This window comes from Blastomonas fulva (assembly GCF_003431825.1).
GTDB classification, from domain to species: Bacteria; Pseudomonadota; Alphaproteobacteria; order Sphingomonadales; family Sphingomonadaceae; genus Blastomonas; species Blastomonas fulva.
The window spans coordinates 1,949,755-1,968,516 of sequence record NZ_CP020083.1; the positions used below are offsets into that span (position 1 = coordinate 1,949,755).

19 protein-coding genes and 1 tRNA gene are annotated in these 18,762 nt (G+C 65.1%); 11 read left to right on the plus strand and 9 right to left on the minus strand.

All coding sequences use genetic code 11. The annotated features are described in order from the left end of the window. Positions 1 to 136 precede the first annotated feature (136 nt). From B5J99_RS09070 to B5J99_RS09115, 11 genes are all read left to right on the plus strand, one after another. Positions 137 to 213: transfer RNA gene (locus B5J99_RS09070), tRNA-His, on the plus strand. Between the two features lie 64 nt (positions 214 to 277). Beyond that, positions 278 to 1,345, plus strand: coding sequence for a Leu/Phe/Val dehydrogenase (locus tag B5J99_RS09075; RefSeq protein ID WP_069051618.1), 1,068 nt, complete (start codon positions 278 to 280; stop codon positions 1,343 to 1,345). A gap of 284 nt (positions 1,346 to 1,629) precedes the next feature. Further along, positions 1,630 to 2,361 carry a heme ABC transporter permease CcmC gene (gene ccmC / locus B5J99_RS09080; RefSeq protein WP_054133488.1) on the plus strand — a complete coding sequence of 244 codons (732 nt, stop codon included), beginning with the start codon at positions 1,630 to 1,632 and terminating at the stop codon, positions 2,359 to 2,361. After that, the gene (locus tag B5J99_RS19995; protein ID WP_255352523.1) at positions 2,358 to 2,486 is read left to right on the plus strand and encodes a hypothetical protein; all 129 of its coding nucleotides are present in this window, start codon (positions 2,358 to 2,360) and stop codon (positions 2,484 to 2,486) included. Before ccmC ends, B5J99_RS19995 begins: the two co-directional genes overlap by 4 nt. A 13-nt stretch (positions 2,487 to 2,499) precedes the next feature. Then, positions 2,500 to 2,952 carry a cytochrome c maturation protein CcmE gene (gene ccmE / locus B5J99_RS09085; RefSeq protein WP_069049371.1) on the plus strand — a complete coding sequence of 151 codons (453 nt, stop codon included), beginning with the start codon at positions 2,500 to 2,502 and terminating at the stop codon, positions 2,950 to 2,952. Further along, positions 2,949 to 4,931, plus strand: coding sequence for a heme lyase CcmF/NrfE family subunit (locus tag B5J99_RS09090; protein ID WP_117352229.1), 1,983 nt, complete (start codon positions 2,949 to 2,951; stop codon positions 4,929 to 4,931). The genes ccmE and B5J99_RS09090 overlap by 4 nt, the downstream gene beginning before the upstream one ends. A 13-nt stretch (positions 4,932 to 4,944) precedes the next feature. Next, on the plus strand, positions 4,945 to 5,472 hold the full coding sequence (locus B5J99_RS09095) for a DsbE family thiol:disulfide interchange protein (RefSeq protein WP_054133485.1): 528 nt from the start codon (positions 4,945 to 4,947) through the stop codon (positions 5,470 to 5,472). 113 nt (positions 5,473 to 5,585) lie between these two features. After that, complete coding sequence (locus B5J99_RS09100; protein ID WP_117352230.1) at positions 5,586 to 5,990, plus strand: cytochrome c-type biogenesis protein; 405 nt, start codon at positions 5,586 to 5,588, stop codon at positions 5,988 to 5,990. Further along, positions 5,990 to 6,691, plus strand: coding sequence for a tetratricopeptide repeat protein (locus tag B5J99_RS09105; RefSeq protein ID WP_069049373.1), 702 nt, complete (start codon positions 5,990 to 5,992; stop codon positions 6,689 to 6,691). The genes B5J99_RS09100 and B5J99_RS09105 overlap by 1 nt, the downstream gene beginning before the upstream one ends. 185 nt (positions 6,692 to 6,876) lie before the next feature. Next, positions 6,877 to 8,796 (plus strand): potassium transporter Kup, encoded by a 1,920-nt coding sequence (locus tag B5J99_RS09110; protein WP_054133482.1) that lies wholly within the window; start codon positions 6,877 to 6,879, stop codon positions 8,794 to 8,796. Positions 8,797 to 8,810: 14 nt separating this feature from the next. Beyond that, positions 8,811 to 9,110 (plus strand): putative quinol monooxygenase, encoded by a 300-nt coding sequence (locus B5J99_RS09115; protein WP_117352231.1) that lies wholly within the window; start codon positions 8,811 to 8,813, stop codon positions 9,108 to 9,110. A 3-nt stretch (positions 9,111 to 9,113) separates the two neighbouring features. On the opposite strand, the gene B5J99_RS09120 is transcribed toward B5J99_RS09115, so the two are convergent. The 9 genes from B5J99_RS09120 to ilvN form a co-directional block, all read right to left on the minus strand. Next, positions 9,114 to 10,037 (minus strand): hypothetical protein, encoded by a 924-nt coding sequence (locus tag B5J99_RS09120; RefSeq protein WP_117352232.1) that lies wholly within the window; start codon positions 10,035 to 10,037, stop codon positions 9,114 to 9,116. A 116-nt stretch (positions 10,038 to 10,153) separates the two neighbouring features. Beyond that, positions 10,154 to 11,128, minus strand: a complete 975-nt coding sequence (locus B5J99_RS09125) for an NAD(P)H-dependent flavin oxidoreductase (protein ID WP_054133479.1) — start codon at positions 11,126 to 11,128, stop codon at positions 10,154 to 10,156. A gap of 235 nt (positions 11,129 to 11,363) precedes the next feature. Then, positions 11,364 to 13,028, minus strand: coding sequence for a 2-isopropylmalate synthase (leuA, locus tag B5J99_RS09130; protein ID WP_117352233.1), 1,665 nt, complete (start codon positions 13,026 to 13,028; stop codon positions 11,364 to 11,366). Positions 13,029 to 13,349: 321 nt separating this feature from the next. After that, entirely contained in the window at positions 13,350 to 13,973 is a 624-nt protein-coding gene (locus tag B5J99_RS09135) for a YceI family protein (protein WP_117352234.1), read from the minus strand. An 88-nt stretch (positions 13,974 to 14,061) separates the two neighbouring features. Then, a complete protein-coding gene (locus B5J99_RS09140) occupies positions 14,062 to 15,333 on the minus strand; it encodes an adenosylmethionine--8-amino-7-oxononanoate transaminase (protein WP_054133476.1) in 1,272 nt (423 codons plus the stop codon). Next, positions 15,330 to 15,947, minus strand: coding sequence for a dethiobiotin synthase (bioD, locus tag B5J99_RS09145; protein WP_117352235.1), 618 nt, complete (start codon positions 15,945 to 15,947; stop codon positions 15,330 to 15,332). The genes B5J99_RS09140 and bioD overlap by 4 nt, the downstream gene beginning before the upstream one ends. Continuing rightward, positions 15,944 to 17,083: an 8-amino-7-oxononanoate synthase gene (locus tag B5J99_RS09150; protein ID WP_245991845.1), complete on the minus strand. Its 1,140-nt coding sequence runs from the start codon at positions 17,081 to 17,083 to the stop codon at positions 15,944 to 15,946. The genes bioD and B5J99_RS09150 overlap by 4 nt, the downstream gene beginning before the upstream one ends. Positions 17,084 to 17,091: 8 nt before the next feature. Then, a complete protein-coding gene (gene ilvC, locus B5J99_RS09155; protein WP_054133473.1) occupies positions 17,092 to 18,111 on the minus strand; it encodes a ketol-acid reductoisomerase in 1,020 nt (339 codons plus the stop codon). A 118-nt stretch (positions 18,112 to 18,229) separates the two neighbouring features. After that, the gene (gene ilvN / locus B5J99_RS09160) at positions 18,230 to 18,745 is read right to left on the minus strand and encodes an acetolactate synthase small subunit (RefSeq protein WP_054133472.1); all 516 of its coding nucleotides are present in this window, start codon (positions 18,743 to 18,745) and stop codon (positions 18,230 to 18,232) included. Between the last annotated feature and the right edge of the window lie 17 nt (positions 18,746 to 18,762).

Genomic DNA, 18,762 nt, shown 5'->3' on the forward strand with positions numbered 1-18,762 from the left:
GCATTACGACAGATTTCCGCATTTTCCCTTGCATTGGGCCCATGCTTTGTAAGATAGCGAGCCGCGCCAATCGTTGCTTGACGATTGTCCCCACGCGCTCCTAAGGAGCGCCTCCGCGTGGCGTGTGCAGTGTGTGGCGACCGTAGCTCAGTTGGTTAGAGCGCCGGTTTGTGGTACCGGAGGTCGGGGGTTCGAGACCCCTCGGTCGCCCCATCTGCCCTTGATATCGAGGCTTTTCAGCCCCCGCCGCGTCATGACCAGCCGGGGGAGTGCGCGCGTGCAAAGCTATTGGGATCTGCCTGACTTCGACGAGCATGAGGCTGTGCAGTATGTGCACGACCGCGCCTCGGGTCTTTCGGCGATCATCGCCATCCACTCGACCAAGCTTGGCCCCGCAGGCGGCGGCACGCGCTTCTGGCATTATGCCGACAAGGGCCGCGCGATCACCGATGCGCTGCGCCTCTCGCGCGGCATGAGCTACAAGAACGCCATGGCCGGCCTGCCGATGGGCGGCGGCAAGGCCGTGATCCTCGCCGATGCCGACAGCCGCAAGACCCCCGAAATGCTCGCAGCCTTTGGCGATGCGATCGAGGCCCTGGGCGGGCGTTATGTCACCGCCGAGGATATCGGCATGTCGGACGCCGACATGGTCGCGATCTCCAAGCGCACCCGTTTCGTCTCGGGCCTGCCGGTCCAGCAGGAAGGTTCCGCAGGCGGCGATCCCGGCCCGTTCACAGCCAATGGCATCTTCCAGGGCGTCAAGGCCGCGGTGCAGTTCAAGCTGGGCACCGACCGCCTCAAGGGCGTGCGTATCGCGGTGCAGGGCACCGGCAGCGTCGGCGGCGGGCTTGCCCGGCTGCTGGCGGCAGAGGGCGCCGATCTGACGCTCGCTGATGTCAACGCCGACCGCGCGCAGGCGCTAGCCGACGAACTGGGCGCGACGACCGTCTCTGCCGACCGTATCATGCAGGTCGAGGCCGATGTGTTCAGCCCCAACGCGCTGGGTGCGATCCTCGATTCGGAGAGCATCGAGAAGCTCAACGTCAAGATCGTCGCGGGCGGCGCGAACAACCAGCTCGCGCGGCCGCACCACGCCGACATGCTGGTCGACCGCGACATCCTCTATGCGCCCGACTATGTGATCAACGCAGGCGGCATCATCTCGGTCGCGCTCGAATATTTCGCACAGGCCGAAGGCCGCACCGCACAGGTCGAGGATGTGCTCGCCCGGCTGACGGGGATCCCCCAGCGGCTCACCGGCATCTGGCAGGAAAGCCGTTCGACCGGCCAGTCGCCCGCCGCAGTGGCGGATGCGATGGCGCAGAAGCTGATCGGGCGGGGTTGAAGATAAGTTCTCCCCTCCCGCATGCGGGAGGGGAAGCGCGGCTTGCCGCGCGGGGTGGGCGCGAGCCGCAGGCGAGCGAGCAACCTGGCCTTTACAGGCCCACCCTGGCCCGGGAAGCCGGGCCTGCCCCTCCCGCATGCGGGAGGGGAGAGTTGCAATTGCATGCTCTCGGCCGTCAGTTGGCCAGCCCCCACGCAAATTCCCTTGAGGCTGTGCCAGCATCGTGGCAACAAGGGACGACGCCGATATGCCTCGGCGCAAGGAAGCTGACGCAACGCTCGCTCATGCACGGTTTTGCCAATCCTACGCGATTTCTGTCGATTGCCCGTCCGCTGACCCCGGCGTTGATGGTGACCGGCCTGATCATGGTCGCAATCGCCCTGTTTCTCGGACTGTTCAACGCCCCAGCCGACCGGCTGATGGGCGAGACGGTGCGCATTCTCTACATTCACGTTCCTGCCGCGTGGCTGGGCATGGCGGGCTGGACCAGCATAGCCATCGCCAGCCTAGTCGAGCTGGTCTGGCGGCACCCGCTGGCCGGAATCGCCGCGCGCGCCTCGGCGCTGCCCGGCGCGTTCTTCTGCGCCTTGTGCCTTGCCACCGGATCGATCTGGGCCAGGCCCACCTGGGGCACCTGGTGGGTGTGGGACGGCCGGCTGACATCGATGCTGGTGCTGCTGTTCCTGTATCTCGGCTACATGGCGCTTGCCGATGCCAGCCAGAAGGATGCCGCGGCCGGGCGGAACGGCACCGGACGGGTCGCTGCGATCTTCGGGCTGATCGGCGCGATCAATGTGCCCATCATCAACCGCTCGGTGGTGTGGTGGAACAGCCTGCACCAGCCGGCCAGCATCACCATGGGCAAGTCGGCGATCGACCCTGCGTTCCTGTGGCCGCTGGGCATGGCGGTGATCGGCTTCTCGCTGATCTTCGGCGCGATCGTGCTGATGCGGATGCGCACCCTGCTGGCGGATATCCGGATAGAGGCGCGGATGCGCAGGCTGGCTGCGGCATGACCCAGTGGACCTATGTCATCATGACCTATGCGCTGGGCATCGGCGGGACCATCGGCCTGATCGGCTATTGCTGGATCGCCCTGAAGCGCGCAGAAGCGCGGCTGGATGCGCTCAAGCGCAAGTGAACCGGACAAATCCATGAAAGCCAAACACCAGCGTCTCGTCCTGATCTGCATCGCCTTTGTCGGCCTGCTGGCGGCGGGGCTGATCGCGGCCTATGCGCTGCGCGATCAGGCGAGCTATTTCTACACCCCGGGCGACATCGCCGAAAAGGGTGTCGAGCCCGGCCAGGCGATTCGGCTGGGCGGCATGGTGCAGCGCGGGTCGATCAAGACTCAGGCGGACGGCGTGACCATCGATTTCATCGTCGAGGACGGCAAGGGCACGGTCCCGGTGCGCTTTACCGGTATCACCCCCGACCTGTTCGTCGAGGGATCTGGCGTGGTTGCCGAGGGCCGGATGGACAAGGCGGGGTTCTTCGTCGCCGACAACCTGCTCGCCAAGCATGACGAAAACTACGTGCCGCGTGAAATGCGCGACATGACCAAGGCCGATGTCGAAAAGGTCGCAGGTACGGTGCAGCAGCCATGATCGCAGAAATCGCGCTTGCCATGCTGTGGCTCGCCGCAGCGCTCGCGGTGCTGCAGCTTGGCCTTGGCAGCTATGCGCTGACCGCGCGCGGTGCCGAGTTCCTGCGCGCGATCCGCCCGATCGCAGTGGTGCAGGGCGTGCTGGTCGCGATTGCCTTCGCGCTGCTGATCGTTCTGTTCCTGCGCACCGACCTGTCGGTCAAATTGGTCGCGGCGAACAGCCATTCGCTCAAGCCCATCATCTACAAGGTCGCCGGAGCGTGGGGCAATCACGAAGGCTCGATGCTGCTGTGGGTGACCGTGATGGGCATGGCGGGCGGTTTCGTCGCGCTGCTCGAGCGGCGGCTGAACGAGCGCACGATGGTCGCGACGCTGGCAGGCCAAGCGTTCGTCAGCCTGGGCTTCTATGCCTTCATGCTGTTTTCCTCCAACCCGTTCGAGCGATTGAACCCCGCACCGGTGGAGGGCAACGGCCTCAACCCGCTGCTGCAGGACCCCGGTCTCGCCTTCCATCCGCCGACGCTCTATATCGGCTATGTCGGGCTTTCGATCGCGTTCTCGTTCGCGGTCGGCGCGCTGATCACCCGCGATGTCGGCCCCGCATTTGCCCGCGCGATGCGCCCCTGGGTGATGGGCGCGTGGATTTTCCTCACGCTCGGCATCACCGCGGGATCGTGGTGGGCCTATTACGAACTCGGCTGGGGCGGCTGGTGGTTCTGGGATCCGGTCGAGAACGCCTCGCTGATGCCCTGGCTCGCCGCAACCGCCTTGCTGCATTCGGTGAGCGTGCTGGCGACGCGCAACGCGCTTAAGGCATGGACGGTGATGCTCGCGGTGGTCGCGTTCTCCATGTCGATGGTCGGCACCTTCCTGGTGCGTTCGGGGATTTTGACCAGCGTGCATGCGTTTGCGGTCGATCCGGAACGCGGCAGCTTCATCCTCGCGTTGCTCGCGATCTATATCGGCGGCGCGCTCGCTCTGTTCGGGCTGCGCGCATCGACCGTCACCGAGGGCGCGCGCTTCCATCTGTTCAGCCGCGAAGGCGCGCTGGTGATGAACAACGTGCTGCTGGTCGGCGTGCTGGGCATTGTCCTCATGGGGACGCTCTATCCCTTGGTAACCGAGGCGTTCGACACCAAGGTCTCGGTCGGCCCGCCCTATTTCAATCCGGTGAGCGCGATCTTCGTGTTCCCGATGCTGATCATCATGGCGGCAGGCCCGCTGATGCGCTGGCGCTCGGACAATGGCCGCAAGCTCACCAGCCTGATGGCGGTGCCTGCGCTCGTGGCCGCAGCCACGCTGGCGCTGGTCGTGGTGTTCGGCGGCGATATCGGCGTGCTGCCCCTGCTCGGCCTCGTGTTTGCAGCAGGTCTGGCGGTCGCCAGCGTGCTGCCCTTGTGGAAGCGCAACCTGCGCCGCACGCCGGCGCATATCTACGGCATGGTCATCGCGCATCTGGGGATCGCGGTTGCGCTCGCCGGAATGGCATCCGAAAGCGCGTTCAACACCGAAAAGCTGGTGGCGAGCGAATTCGGCCAGAGTCACAAGGTCGGCCCCTGGACGATCGAGATGCAGGGTGTTCGCCCGATCGCCGGCCCCAACTGGACCGCGCTCGAGGCGCGGCTGGTCGCGCGCTATGGCGACAGCAACGTGCAGACCGTGCTCAATCCGCAATCGCGCATGTTCGCATCTCCGCCGACCGCAACCAACGAGGCCGCCTTGCTGACCCGCTGGAACGGCCAGTTGTACGTCGTGCTGGGCGAAGAGGGCGAGGATGGCCGCTGGCAGCTTCGCCTGTGGTGGAAGCCTTTCGTGCCGCTGATCTGGTATGGCGGGTTGATGATCGGGCTGGGCGGCATTCTCGCGCTGGTCGGGCGCACCTCGCGCGACCTGCGCCGCAAGGACCAGCCCGAGTACGAGCCGATCGCCGCGCCTGCTCCGGGCACGCCCGCTGCCGGGGGCAAGGAAGCGCTGGCATGAGCCTTCTGATCGCATGAAACACTGGGCCATCTGGCTGCCGCTCGCGCTGTTCGGCGTGCTGTTCGCCGTGTTTGCGAGCGGCCTGATCGCGCCCGGCGATCGCACCATCAGCTCGCAGATGATCGGCAAGCCGCTGCCCGATTTCGATCTGCCCCAGGCAGTGCCCGATCGGCCCGCGCTGGCGCGCACCAACTTCACCGATGGCAAGCCCCGGCTGCTCAACGTCTTTGCCAGCTGGTGCGTGCCCTGCATCGCCGAGGCGCCGTATCTGCAGCAGCTCGCCGATGCCGGGGTCGAGATCAACGGCGTCGCAATCCGTGATCGCGGTCCAGACGTGCAGGCGTTCCTTGCGCGCAACGGCAACCCCTATGCGCGGATCGGCGCGGACGATGTCAGCAAGATTCAGTTCGACCTGGGCTCGTCGGGCGTCCCTGAAACCTTCGTCATCGATGGCAAGGGCATGATCACCTATCAGCATATCGGCGACATCCGTCCCGAACATGTGCCCGTGATCCTGCAGAAACTGAAGGAAGCGCAGTGATGGCGCCGCGCGCCCCACACCCGTTTGTCCCGAGCGTGTCGAGGGACCTTTCGCTACCCTTGCGTGCACGTCCCTCGACTTCGCTCGGGAACACGGTGAGGTGGCTTTTCGTCATGATCCTGGCGATGCTTGCCGCCCCGCTCGCCGCGCAGGACACTCTTCCACCCGCGCCCTACGCCTACAAGCAGCTCGATGACCCGGCGAAGGAAAAGTCTGCGCAGGATCTGATGATGACGCTGCGCTGCCTGACCTGCCAGAGCCAGTCGATCGCCGATTCGGATGCGCCGATGGCAGGCGACATGCGCCATCAGGTGCGCACGCGCATCGCAGCGGGTGAAGACCCCGAGGCGATCCGGGCGTGGCTGATCGAACGCTATGGCGACTGGGTGTCCTATCAACCGCAGGTGACCGCGATGACCTGGCCGCTGTTCGCAGCCCCGATCGTGCTGCTGCTGTTCGCAGGCATCATCGCCCGCAAGCGCTTTGGCAAGGCCAAGGCAACCGGAGACAAGAGCTGATGGCGTGGGTGATCGTTCTGCTGGTGGCCGTGGCCATCATGGCCGGCATGATCTGGCTGGGCAAGCTGCCGCGCCGGGCGTGGGAACTTGCGGGTGCCGCGCTGTTCCTGGGGATTGCGGGCTATGCCTGGCAGGGCCAGCCCTCGCTCGCCGGATCGCCCAAGGAGCCGGTCGAGAAGCTCAGCATGTTCGACGAGGACCTCGCCAAGCAGCGCGACGAGATGGGCGGCAACTTCGGCGATGCCCGCGCCTGGCTGGTGCTGGCCGATGCGCAGAGCCGCCAGGGCAAGTTCGCCACCGCCGCCACCGCGCTCAGCAAGGGCCTGGAGACCTATCCCGAGGACACCGATCTGTGGGTGGCGCTCGGCAATGCGCTGGTCGGCCACAGCAACGGCCTGCTGACGCCTGCATCGCAGTTCGCCTATCAGAAGGCCGCGACGCTGACCCCCGATCACCCCGCACCGCCGTTTTTCCTGGGGCTGGCGCTCGCCACATCGGGTCAGTTGCAGCAGGCGCGGGCGATCTGGGGCGAACTGCTCGAGCGCTCCCCGCCCGAGGCCGAATGGCGCGAGGACCTGACCACACGACTCGCGCGGATCGATGCTTTGATCGCCCAGCAGAGCGGTGCGCCCGCGCCGGGCATGCCCGGATCGGTGCCGCCGACTGCGGATCCAGCGCAACCCGTTGATTCACAACCATAATCGCCACACCGCGATTATATTGCACCGCATCATGCCGCATGCTAATCCGCGTGCCATTGCCGATTTGGCGATAGGCGAAAGGGGACGATGAACGCGGGCTGCCTGGCCTTCACGCGTTCGCACACTGCCCGATGATAACTGATACTCCTTCAGAAGTGCCCTCAGAGCAACCGAGTGCCGGGTCGATGGCGGGCGAACAGGTGGCCCAGCAGGCTGGCAACGCTGACACGCACAGCAGTTCGGTGGCGTTGCTCGCGTTCGGCGCGATCGGCATCGTGTTCGGTGATATCGGCACCAGCCCGATCTACGCGTTTCGCGAGACCTTTGCCGGGCACCATCCGCTTACCCCTGACCGCGAGCATATCTTCGGCGTCGTCAGCCTGATCTTCTGGTCGATGACGCTGGTCGTGGGGGTGCAATATGTCAGCATCCTGATGCGCGCGGACAACAAGGGGCAGGGCGGCAGCCTCGCGCTCGTCGCACTGATCTCGCGCAGCATCGGACGCACCAGCTATGGCTGGCTGCTCATCCTGCTGGGCGTATTCGCCACCGCATTGTTCTACGGCGACAGCATGATCACGCCCGCAATTTCGGTGCTGTCGGCGGTGGAAGGGTTGACCGTGGTCAACCCCGGGCTGCAACCGCTCGTCATTCCGATCGCAGTCGCGCTGCTCGTGTTCCTGTTCTTCATCCAGTCGCGCGGCACCGCCAAGATCGGGACGTTGTTCGCGCCGATCATGGTGCTCTATTTCACCACGATCACGGTGCTGGGTGTCTACCAGATCCTGTTCAATCCCGAGATCCTGCTGGCGCTAAACCCTTGGTATGCGGTGCGGTTCTTCATCAATGACGGCTGGTTCGCGTTCCTGGCATTGGGCTCCGTCGTCCTCGCGGTGACGGGCGCCGAGGCGCTGTATTCGGACATGGGCCATTTCGGGCGCGGCCCGTTGCGGCTATCGTGGTTCGGCTTCGTCATGCCCGCGCTGCTGATCAACTATTTCGGCCAGGGCGCGATGATCATCGGCATGGGCCCTGCGGAGGCTGCCGAGACGATCAAGAACCCGTTCTTCCTGCTCGCGCCCGACATGCTGAGGCTGCCACTGGTGCTGCTCGCGACTGCGGCCACATTCATCGCCAGCCAGGCGGTGATCTCGGGCGCGTTCTCGATCACCCATCAGGCGATCCAGCTGGGCTATATCCCGCGTCTGTCGATCAAGCACACCAGCGCGTCGGAAAGCGGCCAGATCTACATTCCGCTGATCAACTGGGTGTTGATGATCGCGGTGATCCTTCTGGTGCTGACCTTCCAGAGCTCGAGCAACCTTGCCGCGGCCTATGGCATCGCGGTGACCGGCGCGATGCTGATCGATACCTGCCTGATGGCGGTGCTGCTGATCGCGATGTGGAAGTGGAAATTGTGGATGGCGATTCCCGTCATCGTCACCTTCGTGGTGGTCGATGGCGCCTACTTCCTGGCAAACGCCACCAAGATTCCCGATGGCGGCTGGTTCCCGCTGGTCATCGGCGCGTTCACCTTCACGCTGCTCACCACCTGGGCGCGCGGTCGCAAGCTGATGCGCGAGACGATGATCGAAAGCGCGCTGCCGATCGAGGTGTTCGTCAAGTCCGCGCAAGGCTCGGCCACCCGGGTCAAGGGCACCGCGATCTTCATGGCATCGGCAACCACCGGCGTGCCCACCGCGCTTCTGCACAATATGAAGCACAACAAGGTCATCCATGAGCGCGTCGTCATTCTGACGGTGCAGATCATGGAGGTGCCCTATGTCACCGATGCCAACCGCTTCCAGGTGGAAAGCCTGGGACACGGCTTCTACCGAATGGTGCTGCGTTATGGTTTCATGCAGTCGACCGATGTGCCCGCTGCGCTCAAGGACGTGAAGGAACTGTGCGGCGGCAAGTTCGAGATGCTGCAGACCAGCTTCTTCCTCTCGCGCCAGACCCTGCTCACCGCCGAACGCCCCGGAATGCCGGTGTGGCGCGAGAAGATCTTCGCCTGGATGCTGCGCAACTCGGCCAGCCCGATGGAGTTCTTCAACCTGCCCTCCAACCGCGTGGTGGAACTCGGCAGCCAGCTGGAAATCTAGAAGGGGGCCGGGCCATGATCGTGATTGCAGGCTTTTATCGTTTCCCGGTCGAGCAGCTGGACGCTGTGAAACCGGCGATGGCGCGGATGATCGAACTGAGCCGTGCAGAGCCGGGCTGCGGGCATTACGCCTTTGCGCACGACGTCGTGGAGCCGGGACTGATCCGGGTGAGCGAATCCTGGCAGGACGAGGCCGCGCTCAAGGCGCATGCCGCCAGCGCGCACATGGCCGAGTGGCGCGCCGCCAGCGCCGCGCACGGCATTCATGACCGGACGATCACCGCCTATGACGTGACGGGCTCACGGCCGCTCTGATCATCACTCGGCCTTGCAACTGAGCGTCAGGTTGCGCTGCTGCAGGTCGTAGAGCAGGCTGGAACAGCCTTGCAGGAACCGCCTGCCGGCAACGATGCGCAGATCGACCTTCTTTTCCTTCTTGGCGACGACAACGATTTCGTCCGAATCTCCGCCCTCGGTTGCTTCCTGCTCGGCAATGCCCGAGGCATCGCCATAATCGCTGTAACGCACATCGACCGTGTCCAGCATGGTCTGGCCGACGGGGATGGGCTTTGACAGCGTCATCGCGCGGGTGGGCCGCTGGATGCCGAAATAGATCAGGGTCTGGCGGGGTTGTCCGGTAAACCGGCCCTCGCGCTTGCGCGCCAGCCAGTTGCCGGTGGGGGCGCTGGCCAGGGTTTCCGGACGCTGCAGGCTGAACTGGAAGCGAACCTCTTCCCCCTCCAGCGCGAATGTCGTGCCGATCCCGCCGCGCCCGAGAAAGCCGAAATTGTCGAGCGGTAGCTGCTGTGTGCGTTCACTGGCAGCCGCCGCCGTCAGCTGGAAGCGCACCCTTTTGTAGGGCAGCGAGGCAGGGCTGATGGTGCCATCGGCGATGGTGGAGGACGCGCGGTCGGCCCAGAAAATCCGCTGGTTCTTGGGGCCGACCCCGTAATCGACCTTGTGCACGGCCGAATCGCCGCTCACCCGCTCGGGGCCCACCACCGTGATGAAGCCGAACATGCCGGGTTTCAGCTGCAGCCTGGCCGCGACATCCGGGTTGAGCATGGGGGCATCGGCGGCTTCGGGGCGCACCTCGAGCCGCAGGGGCAGACCGTTGATCGTCACGTCGATCAGGTTGTCGCCGGTGAGAACAAGTTCCTCGGGCAGTTGGGCCTTGGGCGCGGCCTCGGCGTGAACCGAACAGGCCAGTGAAGCAGCCGCAACGACAGCGATTGCACGCATGACAATCTATCCCCCTCGATATTCGTCAACACCCGGGAGGAATAAGCCGGTTTCGAGCTTAACCGTCGATGACCGAACAAACGGGCCGCCTTTCCCGGGCGGCCCATGCAAGGCGATCAATAGGCAGAGCGCGCGAGCAGCGATTCCTTCGCCGCGTGGTATTCGCGGGTGAGGCGCCCGACCATGTCGGCGACGGTATCGACCTTGTCGACCGCGCCGATGCCCTGGCCGCTGCCCCAGATGTCGCGCCATGCCTTGGCATCGGTGTTGCCGCCCGAGCCGAAGTTCATCGTGCTGTAATCGCCCTTGGGCAGATTGTCGGGATCGAGACCCGCGTTGACGATCGACTGGCGCAGATAATTGCCCGACACCCCGGTGAAGAGGTCGGAATAGACGATGTCGGCGGCCTTGCCCTCGACGATGCCGTTCTTGTAGCCATCGTCGGCGCGCGCTTCGGCCGTCGCGATGAAGGCCGAGCCGATATAGGCGAAGTCCGCGCCCATCGCCTGCGCGGCGAGGATGGCCGCGCCGCTGGCGATCGATCCGGACAGGGCCACCGGGCCGGTGAACCACTGGCGGATTTCCTGCATCAGCGCGAAGGGCGAGATGGTGCCGGCGTGGCCGCCGGCGCCTGCCGCCACAGGGATCAAGCCGTCTGCGCCCTTTTCGATCGCCTTGCGCGCGAAGCGGTCGTCGATCACGTCGTGCATGGTGATGCCGCCCCAGTCGTGCACGGCCTTGTTCAGGTCTTCGCGCGCACCCAGCGAGGTGATCACCATCGGCACCTGCCACTTGGCGCAGGTCATGATGTCGGCTTCCAGCCGGTCGTTGGACTTGTGGACGATCTGGTTGACCGCATAGGGCGCGGCGGGCGCATCGGGGTTGGCGCGGTTGTATTCGGCCAGTTCCTCGGTGATCTGGTGCAGCCACTCGTCGAGCTGGCTCTGCGGCCGCGCGTTGAGCGCCGGGAACGACCCGATCACGCCCGCCTTGCATTGCGCAATGACGAGCTCGGGGCCGGAGATGATGAAGAGCGGCGACCCGATGACGGGCAGGCGCAGGTTGTCGCAAAGCGGGGATGGCATGGTCATGGCCGCGACATTAGCCATGGTTCATGGGCTGTCCAGAGGCATTCTTAACTAGGCAATTAAGTTTTGAATGAAAACTGCAGGGGGCCGCTTAATTCCTCCCCGAGCTTGCTCGGAGAGGGGGACCGTTCGCGCATCGAATGGTAGAGGGGCTCGATAACGACGGTTGGTAAGAACCCCTCCCCCATCCTGCGGATGGTCCCCCTCCCCCAGACAAGCTGGGGGAGGATTTGACAGATCAGATCCCCTCGAGCGCGCTCAATACCGCTTTGATCGAAGCCGTCGCGACGTCCTCGTCCACCCCGACGCCGAAGCAGGGCGAGCGGCCGTCGACCGCGCATTCGACATAGGCCGCAGCGCGCGCCTTCGATCCTGCGCCGATCGCGTGTTCGCGGTAATCGGCGATGTCGATGGCAATCCCCAGCGCAGCCGACAGCGCATCGACCACCCCTGATATCAGCCCGTTGCCGCGTCCGCTGACAGGGATTTCCTTGCCGTCCGCGATGATCCGCCCGACAAACAACCGGTCGCTGCCCGCCTTGCGCTCCTCGTAATCGACCAGCTGGTACTTGCCCTGGCCGTCGAGCCGGTAGCGCGTCTGGAAGGCCTGCCAGATATCGCCCGAGGACAATTCCATGCTTTTTGCATCGGCGAGCGCCTGCACGGTCTTGCTGAAATCGGCCTGCAGGCGCTTGGGCAGCTTGAGGCCCTGGTCCTGCTCGAGCACCCAGGCGACGCCGCCCTTGCCGCTTTGCGAGTTGACGCGGATCACCGCTTCATACGAACGTCCGATATCGGCGGGGTCGAGCGGCAGATAGGGCACCTGCCAATACTGGTCGTTGCGCTTTTCCTGCGCGGCAAAGCCCTTCTTGATCGCGTCCTGATGGCTGCCCGAAAATGCCGTGAACACCAGTTCACCTGCATAAGGGTGCCGCTCGGGCACCTTCAACTGGTTGCAATATTCCACCGTCTTGACGATCTCGTCCATGTCCGAGAAATCGAGCCCGGGGTGCATACCCTGCGTGTACATGTTGAGGCCCAGCGCCACGAGATCGACATTGCCGGTGCGCTCGCCATTGCCAAACAGGCAGCCCTCAATGCGGTCCGCGCCCGCCATCAGGCCCAGTTCCGCTGCGGCGATGCCCGACCCGCGATCATTGTGCGGATGCAGGCTGATCACCACGCAATCGCGCCTGCTGATATGGCGGCACATCCACTCGATCTGGTCGGCGTAGATGTTGGGGCTTGAGGCCTCGACCGTCGCGGGCAGGTTGAGGATCAGCGGCTTTTCGGGCGTCGGCTGCAGCACCTCGATCACCGCTTCGCAGACCTCCAGGCTGAAATCGAGCTCGGCGGTGGAAAAGGTCTCGGGCGAGTATTCGAAATGCCAGTCGGTCTGCGGATACTTCGCCGCCTGCTCCTTGAGGATGTTCGCACCCTCGACCGCGATCGCCTTGACGCCTGCGCGGTCGAGACCGAACACGACCTCGCGCCACGCGGGCGAGACAGCGTTGTAGAGGTGCACGATCGCGCGATGGACCCCGGCGAGGCTCGCAAAGGTCTTCTCGATCAGGTCGCGCCGCGACTGGGTGAGCACCTGCACGGTGACGTCGGCGGGGATCTTGTTTCCGTCGACGAGGCCGCGGATGAAGTTGAACTCGGTCTCGCCCGCCGACGGAAAGCCGACCTCGATCTCCTTGAGGCCGATCTTGACCAGCAGGTCGAAGAACCGCTGCTTCTTGGGCCCGTCCATCGGGTCGATCAGCGCTTGGTTACCATCGCGCATGTCGGTGGAAAGCCAGCGCGGCGGCGCGGTGATCACCGCATCGGGCCAGGTTCGGTTCGGCAGGTCGACCCGCGGAAAGGCGCGGTATTTTTGCGAAGGATCGGTGAGCATCGGCATGGCTGAAAGGCGCCCCTGGCTGTTTGGTGGTGCGATAAGGGTGGCCAGCAATCAGCGCAACCGGTGATCGGCGCTGGGCGTGCTGGCGGGTGAAAAAGCCCTTAGGCGTGGCGCGCCCCATTGGCGCGCACGGTCGGTACACGCCTAAGGGCGTGTAAGTCGCAATCCAAGAAGGAGGGCCAATCCGGTCATAATGTCAGCGTCATTGCGTGAACCGGCGGCTTTGCGCAACAAAAAAATGGTCGGCGCTATCTCGCACGCAGGATATGGGGAGAGGCAAACCCCTCCCCGGCGGATGACCGGGAAGGGGGGAGTTGCTTTTTACTGCTTTTCGAACGCCACGCTGATGTCGAGTTCGACTTCGTCGCTCACCATCGGCAGGCCATAAGCGATGCCGAATTCGCTGCGCTTGATCTCGGTCTCGGCCTCGAAGCCGATCGTTTCCTTCTTGTTGAACGGGTTGGTACCCGCGCCGGTGAACTCGGCGTCGAATGTCACTTCCTTGGTGACGCCATTCAGCGTGAGATTGCCGGTGATCTTGGCGGTCATGCCGCTGGCCACCACCTTGGTCGAGACGAAGCGCGCATCGGCGGGCGAGGGGCCGAAGAAGTCGGGCTTGCCGCCGTCCTTGCCCGCGCGCAGCAGATGGCTGGTGAGCCCGGCGCTGGCGGTGGTCACCTTGCCGACGGGGATGGTGACATCGACCTTGGCGGCGTTGAGGTTGGCCGGATCGATCATCAGCGTTCCGGCGATGTCGCCAAACAGGCCGTAATAATCGTTGAAGCCGAAGTGATTGACCTCCCAGCCGATCAGCGAGTGGCCGGGGTCGGTCTTGTAGGTGCCGGCGGTCACGCGGGTAGCGTCCTTCTGGCCGGGCAGCTGCATGCCTTGGCCGATCAGCGGGGTGGCGGCGACGAGAGCGAGGATAGCGAGAGTCTTGCGCATGACGAACTCCTAGGGAAGTGGGGGGACAGGAACACCGAAACTGGGTGCCTGAACGCCGCAAGTCAATCTTTGATCCGTCGCCAGCGAATCAGCGCCCGGCGGCCTCCAGCCCCTCGCGCACCACGGCGTAGATCGTCTGCAACTGGCCGGGCGTGGTGCAATAGGGGGGCATGACATAGACGGTGTTGCCCAGCGGGCGGATCAGCACGCCATGGGCCTTGCCGAACCCCGCCAGATGCACCGACCAGCTCGATAGATAGCCTTGGCTGTCGGCGACGATGTCGAACGCGGCGATGGTGCCGCATTGCCGCGTGCCGGCGACCAGAGGGTGGCTGGCGATGGCCGCGAGCTGTTCCGTCTGAAGCGCCGCAAGCGCATCGATCCGCGCCTGGACCGGCTCTTCGCGCCAGATGGCAAGGTTCGCGTTGGCGGCCGCGCACGCGATCGGGTTGGCGGTGTAGCTGCTCGAATGGAAAAAGCAGTCGGCGCGGTCGTCCGACCAGTGCGCCATGAAAATCTCCTCGCCCGCAAGCGTCACCGCCAGCGGCACCGCTCCCCCGGTCAGCCCCTTGGAGAGGCACAGGATGTCGGGGATCACGCCTGCCTGCTCGCACGCCAGCATCGTGCCGGTGCGGCCCCAGCCGGTCATCACCTCGTCGGCGATGAACAATACGTCGTGCGCAGCGCAGATCGCGGCCATCTCGGCAAGAACATCGGCGGAGTACATCAGCATCCCGCCTGCACCCAGCACCAGCGGCTCGACGATGAACGCGGCGGCGTGGTCGCGGCAAGCCGCATCCAGCGCATCGAAGGTCGCCTGCTCGCCTCCTGCAGCGGGGAAGGGGATGGCGGTGACGTCGAACAGCAAAGGCGCATAAGGCCGGTTGAACACCCCGCGCGCGCCCACCGACATCGCGCCGATGGTGTCGCCGTGATAGCTGTGCTCCATCACGATGATCTTGTGCCGCTGCTCGCCGTGCCCGCCTTTTTCTCGGTTGTGCCAGAAGCCCAGCGCCATCTTGAGCGCGACCTCGACCGCGGTGGAGCCGGAGTCGCTGAAGAACACGCGCGTGAGCGGCCCGGGCGTGATCTCGATCAGCCCGCGTGCCAGCGTCTCGGCAGGCTCGTGCGTCCATCCGGCGAAGATGATCTGGTCGAGCTTTTCGCTCTGCTCGCGGATCGCGGCCATGATGCGTGGATGCGCGTGCCCATGCGTGGTCACCCACCAGCTCGAGATCGCGTCGATCCATGTCCGGCCATCGGCGCCATGCAGCACCGCGCCCTGGCCGCGCGCGATCAGCGGGATGTCCTCGCCCAGGCCATGCTGGGTGAAGGGATGCCATACGGGCGAGGGCGTCATGCGAAGTCCGCGAGATCGAAACCGGCGGCAAAGCCATCGGCCAGCGTCTCGGCCGTCAGCGCAGCCAGCCGCGCCAGACGTCCGAGGCGGCGGACCTTGCCGATCGCGGCGATGGTGTGCTCGCTGTCGGGCACCGCATCGCCGATGAACGCGACGCCATGGATCGGCACCCCGCGCGACCGCAACGCCTCGATCGTCAGCAGGCTGTGGTTGATCGTGCCCAAGGCGGTGCGCGCGCAGACGATCACCGGGATCTGCCAGCGCGCGAAGACATCGGCATAGAGCGTTTGGCGGGTCACCGGAACCAGCGCGCCGCCTGCACCCTCGATCACCAAGGGGGCGTCGATATCGGGCGGGATCAGCGCATCGCTATCGATCTCCACTCCGTCGATCTCGGCGGCGAGATGCGGCGAGGCGGGGGTGATCAGCCGCCAGGCCTCGGGCAGCGTCGATCCGGGGGCCATGCGCTCGACGAACGCTGTGTCGGTCTCGCCCTCGAGGCCGGATTGCACCGGCTTCCAGTATCTCGCGCCCAAAGCCTGGACCAGGGCAGCGCTGAACACCGACTTGCCGATATCGGTGTCGGTGCCTGTTACAACAAATCGCGGTTTCATGCGGGGATCATGATCCTGTCGAGTGATTCGGATAGCGCGCCGATATCACCCATCGAGACATTGCGGGTAATGGAAATCCGCAGGCGCGCGGTGCCGGGCGGCACGGTGGGTGGGCGGATGCCGCGAATGTCGAAGCCCTGGCGCTGCAGGCTGGCGGCGATCCGCATGGTGCGGGCATCATCGCCGATGATCACGGGGAGGATCTGGCTGGTGCCGCCCTGCGCGCCCAGCCGCGGGGCGAGCAGGCGCCGCGCCTCGGCAACGCGGGCAAACAGCTCGTCGCGCCAGTCGTGATGGGCTGCGACGATCGCGATCGCACGGCGCACCATGTGCGCGATCAGCGGCGAGGGCGCGGTCGAGAACACGAAGGGCCGCGCGCGGTTGACGAGGAAATCGGTGACCACCTTGGGCGCGCAGATCAGCGCGCCTTCGCAGCCAAGCGCCTTGCCGCAGGTGTGCAAAGTGATGACATTCGGCTGTCCGGCAAGACCGTGCGCGAGGCCGGCGCCGCAAGGGCCGAACACCCCGGTGGCGTGGGCCTCGTCGATGACCAGCGCCGCATCGTGCCGCGCGGCGACCTCGGCCAGATCGGCCAGCGGCGCGCAGTCGCCGTCCATGCTGTAGAGGCTTTCGACCGCGATCCAGACCTGCCCGGATCCGCCTTCGGCGCGCCAGGCGGTGATGACGTCGTCGAACGCCTGCGCGTCGTTGTGCCGAGCGGCGCGGGTTTCGGCGCGGCCCAGTTTCATGCCGTCGTGCGCGGATGCGTGGATCAGGCTGTCATGCACCACCAGATCGCCGCGCTGCGGCAGCGTGGCGAACAGCGCCGCGTTGGCGGCAAAGCCGGTGGCGAAGAACAGTGCGGACTGGCTGCCGAAATGCGCCGCGGCATCGGCTTCGAGCGCCTCATGCGCCGCATGGTTTCCGCGTAGCAGCCGCGATCCGCCCGATCCTGCGGGGAGACCCAATGCCATGCCTTCGCGCAAGGCATCGTGCAGCAGCGTCGATCCTGCCAGTCCCAGATAATCGTTCGAGGCAAAATCCTTGCCCGAACGGGGCGCAAGCGCACGCAGCCTCGAATCCCTTTTCAGGGATTCGAGCTGCGCGGCATGGGTTTCGAAGGCTGGCGTGGCCAACGCGGTGGTCAGTTCTTGGCCTTGTCGACCAGCTTGTTGGCACCGATCCACGGCATCATCGCACGCAGCTGCGCGCCGGTCTTCTCGATCGGATGCGCGGCGGCGAGCTTGCGCGCGGCCTTCAGTTCGGGCTGGCCGGCGCGGTTGTCGAGCACGAAGTTCTTGACGAAGCGACCCTGCTGGATGTCCTCGAGCACGCGCTTCATCTCGGCCTTGGTTTCGCTGGTGATGATCCGCGGGCCGGTGGTGATGTCGCCATATTCGGCGGTGTTGCTGATCGAATAGCGCATGTTGGCGATGCCGCCTTCATACATCAGGTCGACGATCAGCTTCACTTCGTGCAGGCACTCGAAATACGCCATTTCCGGCGCATAGCCTGCTTCGGTCAACGTCTCGAACCCGGCCTGGATCAGGTGAGTCAGGCCGCCGCAGAGCACCGCCTGCTCGCCAAACAGATCGGTCTCGCACTCTTCGCGGAAGTTCGTCTCGATGATGCCGCTGCGGCCGCCGCCGACGCCCGATGCATAAGCGAGGGCAATGTCGTGCGCGTTGCCCGAAACGTCGCGTTCCACCGCGATCAGGCAGGGCACGCCGCCGCCGCGTACATATTCGCTGCGCACGGTGTGGCCGGGGCCCTTGGGCGCGATCATGATCACGTCGAGGTCTTCACGTGCCTCGATCAGGCCGAAGTGGATGTTGAGGCCATGCGCGAAGGCGAGTGCCGCGCCAGGCTTCATGTTGGCGTGATAATCGTCGGCATAGATCGCGGCCTGATGCTCGTCGGGCGCCAGGATCATCACGATATCGGCCCAGGCAGCAGCATCGGCGTTGCTCAGAACCTTGAAGCCCGCGCCTTCGGCCTTGGCGGCGGTGGCAGAGCCCGGACGGAGCGCGATCGCGACATCCTTGACGCCGCTGTCGCGAAGGTTCTGGGCATGGGCATGGCCCTGGCTGCCATAGCCGACGATGACGATCTTCTTGTCTTCGATCAGCTTGGGATCGCAATCGGAATCATAATAAACGCGCATGTCATTTCCCCATTTCTAATCTGGTTCGTCATTCCCGCGAAGGCGGGAATCCCGCTTTGGTTGGTGCAGAGGCGGGACCCCCGCCTGCGCGGGGGTGACGATGTGGTTGCGAACTGAATTACCCCGCCGTGGCCCCCCGGGTCATGGCGACGACCCCGGTGCGGGCGACCTCGACCAGCCCGACCTCGCGCATCAGCGCGATGAACTGGTTGATCTTTTCCGACGATCCGGAAATCTCGAAGACGAAGCTGGTGGTGCTGGTGTCGACCGGGCGGGCGCGGAAGATGTCCGCCAGCCGCAGCGCTTCGATCCGGTGCTCGCCCGCGCCCGCGACCTTGACCAATGCCAGCTCGCGCTCGACATGCGGCCCGAGCTCGGTGAGGTCGGCGACGCGGTGCACCGCCACCAGCCGGTCCAGCTGGGCGATGATCTGGTCGATCACCGCAGGCGGGCTGACGGTGACGATGGTGATTCGGCTGACCGCATGGTCCTCGCTGATATCGGCCACCGTCAGGCTTTCGATATTGTATCCGCGCGCGGTGAACATGCCGGCGATCTTCGCCAGAATGCCCGCCTCGTTGTCGACGGTAACGGTCAGAACGTGCCGTTCGGATGCCTGTTGCTGGATATGCATGGGGCGATCTTTCAGAA

Excerpts from the sequence above, each read along its gene's own strand:
- ccmC (WP_054133488.1), top strand. The coding sequence starts at position 1,630 with ATGCACGGTTTTGCCAATCCTACGCGATTTCTGTCGATTGCCCGTCCG.
- B5J99_RS09110 (WP_054133482.1), top strand. The coding sequence starts at position 6,877 with ATGGCGGGCGAACAGGTGGCCCAGCAGGCTGGCAACGCTGACACGCAC.
- B5J99_RS09140 (WP_054133476.1), bottom strand. The coding sequence starts at position 15,333 with ATGACGCCCTCGCCCGTATGGCATCCCTTCACCCAGCATGGCCTGGGC.
- B5J99_RS09095 (WP_054133485.1), top strand. The coding sequence starts at position 4,945 with ATGAAACACTGGGCCATCTGGCTGCCGCTCGCGCTGTTCGGCGTGCTG.
- ccmE (WP_069049371.1), top strand. The coding sequence starts at position 2,500 with ATGAAAGCCAAACACCAGCGTCTCGTCCTGATCTGCATCGCCTTTGTC.
- bioD (WP_117352235.1), bottom strand. The coding sequence starts at position 15,947 with ATGAAACCGCGATTTGTTGTAACAGGCACCGACACCGATATCGGCAAG.
- B5J99_RS09090 (WP_117352229.1), top strand. The coding sequence starts at position 2,949 with ATGATCGCAGAAATCGCGCTTGCCATGCTGTGGCTCGCCGCAGCGCTC.
- B5J99_RS09115 (WP_117352231.1), top strand. The coding sequence starts at position 8,811 with ATGATCGTGATTGCAGGCTTTTATCGTTTCCCGGTCGAGCAGCTGGAC.
- B5J99_RS09125 (WP_054133479.1), bottom strand. The coding sequence starts at position 11,128 with ATGACCATGCCATCCCCGCTTTGCGACAACCTGCGCCTGCCCGTCATC.
- B5J99_RS09120 (WP_117352232.1), bottom strand. The coding sequence starts at position 10,037 with ATGCGTGCAATCGCTGTCGTTGCGGCTGCTTCACTGGCCTGTTCGGTT.
- ilvC (WP_054133473.1), bottom strand. The coding sequence starts at position 18,111 with ATGCGCGTTTATTATGATTCCGATTGCGATCCCAAGCTGATCGAAGAC.
- B5J99_RS09105 (WP_069049373.1), top strand. The coding sequence starts at position 5,990 with ATGGCGTGGGTGATCGTTCTGCTGGTGGCCGTGGCCATCATGGCCGGC.
- ilvN (WP_054133472.1), bottom strand. The coding sequence starts at position 18,745 with ATGCATATCCAGCAACAGGCATCCGAACGGCACGTTCTGACCGTTACC.
- leuA (WP_117352233.1), bottom strand. The coding sequence starts at position 13,028 with ATGCCGATGCTCACCGATCCTTCGCAAAAATACCGCGCCTTTCCGCGG.
- B5J99_RS19995 (WP_255352523.1), top strand. The coding sequence starts at position 2,358 with ATGACCCAGTGGACCTATGTCATCATGACCTATGCGCTGGGCATCGGC.
- B5J99_RS09100 (WP_117352230.1), top strand. The coding sequence starts at position 5,586 with ATGATCCTGGCGATGCTTGCCGCCCCGCTCGCCGCGCAGGACACTCTT.
- B5J99_RS09135 (WP_117352234.1), bottom strand. The coding sequence starts at position 13,973 with ATGCGCAAGACTCTCGCTATCCTCGCTCTCGTCGCCGCCACCCCGCTG.